This is a genomic window from Poseidonocella sp. HB161398 (assembly GCF_005870025.1).
Classification (GTDB): domain Bacteria; phylum Pseudomonadota; class Alphaproteobacteria; order Rhodobacterales; family Rhodobacteraceae; genus Mangrovicoccus.
Genome location: NZ_VATA01000180.1, coordinates 1 through 2,605 on the forward strand (window position 1 = coordinate 1; position 2,605 = coordinate 2,605).

At 74.6% G+C, this 2,605-nt stretch carries 2 protein-coding genes; both read left to right on the forward strand.

Annotated elements, in window-relative coordinates:
• Nucleotides 1-429: 429 nt before the first annotated feature.
• Nucleotides 430-1,164 (forward strand): response regulator, encoded by a 735-nt coding sequence (locus FGX59_RS36470; RefSeq protein ID WP_138473429.1) that lies wholly within the window; start codon nt 430-432, stop codon nt 1,162-1,164.
• A complete protein-coding gene (locus FGX59_RS36475) occupies nt 1,161-2,414 on the forward strand; it encodes an ATP-binding protein (protein ID WP_138473430.1) in 1,254 nt (417 codons plus the stop codon). The genes FGX59_RS36470 and FGX59_RS36475 overlap by 4 nt, the downstream gene beginning before the upstream one ends.
• The last annotated feature ends 191 nt before the right edge of the window (nt 2,415-2,605 follow it).

Consider the following 2,605-nt stretch of genomic DNA (forward strand, 5'->3'; position numbering starts at 1 on the left):
ATGTCCTTTGCCTGTCTTGCGATGCTGCGATCGCTCTGGTCTCAACGCAGGGCGGTGGCCGCCCCGTCGCATCTCTTTGCCAGGACGTCGCGGAAAGCGCCGGAAAAGGGCCTCTGCCCCGCCGGAGCCGCCTGCGTCCTGCTCTCCCCGATCTAGCCTGCCCGCGTGTCCCGTCTTGGTCCCGGCTGTAACGAAACATTGCCAGGGGCGGGAAATTTGCAAACGAAGCTTGCTGGCGCCCGGCCGGCAAGGTTGCGATACAATTCCCTGCCCCCGCGGCCTGCCGATCGGGCTATAGACGGGCGCGGAGACCGCCCCCGCCGGACCCGGCCTCCGCCCCTCCTGCCGTCCGCCCCCGCCCTTTTCCGCCCCCGCCCAGTTTCCGCCCCCGCCCGCTGACCGCCCCCGCCCGCAGACCCGAGACACGCCATGCAGACCGCCCCCGCCATCCTCATCGTCGACGACGATCCCGAAATCCGCAGCCTGCTCGGGCGCTATCTCGCCGGACAGGGCTTCCGCGTGCTCTCCGCCGCCAGCCGCCGCGACTGCGAGGCCGTGCTCGCCCGCAGCCTGCCAGACCTCGCCGTGCTCGATGTCATGCTCCCCGACGGCTCCGGCCTCGAGATCTGCCGCGACCTGCGCGCCCGCCATCCGCAGCTGCCGCTGATCATGCTCACCGCGCTCAAGGAGGATGTCGACCGCATCATCGGCCTGGAAATCGGCGCCGACGACTATCTCGGCAAGCCCTTCAACCCGCGCGAGCTGGTCGCCCGCATCAAGGCCGTGCTGCGCCGCGCCGCCGCCGCCGCCGCGCCGCCAGACGGCCCCGCCCCGGAGGCCCGCGCCTACCGCATGGCGGGCTTCGCCATCGAGATCGAGCTGCGCCGCGTCACCGCCCCCGACGGCCGCCAGGTCGAGCTGACCGGCGCCGAGTTCGACCTCCTGCGCGCCTTTCTCGAGCGCCCGGGACGGCTGCTGTCGCGCGACCAGCTGCTCGACTTCACCCAGGGGCGCGACCGCGACCCGCTCGACCGCTCGATCGACGTGCTGATGAGCCGGCTGCGCCGCAAGCTCGGCGAGGCCGCCGATGGCGGGGCCCCGCTCTTCAAGACGGTGCGCAACGGCGGCTACCAGCTGGTCGTGCCGGTGGAGGCCCGGCCGTGACCACGCTGCGCGCGCGCATCGCCGCGCTGATGATCCTCGCCATCCTCGCCGTCGCCGGGCTCGCCACCCTGGCGGCCAGCCGCGCGCTGGTGCCGCCGCCGCCCCAGGCCACGATCGAGCCGGTCGCCCGCCAGATCCAGCTCCTCGCCCGGCTGGCCGAGACCGGGACGACCGACGGCCTCGCGCTCGCCGCCACTCCGGCCGCAGGCGCCCCCGTCGCGCCCGCCGCCCGCTTCCTCGGCCGCGCGCTGGAGAAGACCGGCCCGGCCCGCGCCGTCGAGGTGGTGCGCGGCCCCGACAGCCCGGCCCTGACCGCCTCCGTGCAGCTTGCCGGCGGCCGCTGGCTGGCCGTCGCCATCCCCGACATGTCCCCGCCCGAGGGCGGCTGGAAGATCTTCGCCATCTGGATCGCGGTGATCCTGGCGGGCGCCGCGGCGGTCTCGCTCTATGCCGCCGAGCGGCTGGTGCGGCCGCTGCGGCTGCTCGAGGCCGCGGCCGGGCGGATCGGCGCGGATGCGACGCTCTCGCCGGTGCCCGAGACCGGCCCGGCCGAGCTGCGCGCCACCGCGCGCGCGCTCAACCGCCTGGCCGAGCGGCTGGCCGCCGCGATGGAAAGCCGGATGCGGCTGGTGGCGGCGGCGGGCCACGACCTGCGCACGCCGATGACGCGGATGCGGCTGCGCGCCGAATTCATCGAGGACCCGGCCGAGCGCGGCAAGTGGCTGGCCGATCTCGAGGAGCTCGACCTGATCGCCGACAGCGCGATCCGCCTGGTGCGCGAGGAGGTCAGCCGCGACGCCACCGCGCCGGTGCGGCTCGACCGGCTGCTGCCGGAGATCGCGGCGGAACTGGCCGAGCTGCGCCATCCGGTGCGGCTGGGGCGGCTGGAGCCGGCCGAGGCGACGGCCGGTCCGCTGGCGCTGAAGCGCGCGCTGAGGAACCTCGCGCATAACGCGGCGACCCATGGCGGCGGCGCGGAGATCGCGCTGGCGCTCGAGGGGGACTGCGCGGTCGTGACGATCCGCGACCGCGGCCCGGGCCTGCCGCCCGAGGTGCTCGGCCGCGTCTTCGAGCCGTTCTTCCGCGTCGATCCCGCCCGCCGCAAGACCCTGCCCGGCGCGGGGCTCGGCCTCGCCATCGCCCGCGAGATCCTCGAGCGCTTCGGAGGAACCATCGAGATCCGCAACCTCGAGCCGACGGGACTCGAGCAGAAGATCAAGATCAAAGCGCGGAAACCTGCCGATAAGTGACTGAAATCTTGCGGCATCGCCCCGGCCTTCCTAGGCTCGGCCGGACCCCTCCGGAGACAGCCATGCCCCGCCCCCGCTTCTTCCCGGCCGCGCTGGCCGCCCTTGCCTGCGCCGCCCCCGCCGCCGCCTCCGCCGATCCGCTGGCCCGCGGCAGCGCCCTCGCCGAAGCCTTCCTCGCGGGCGAGACCGGC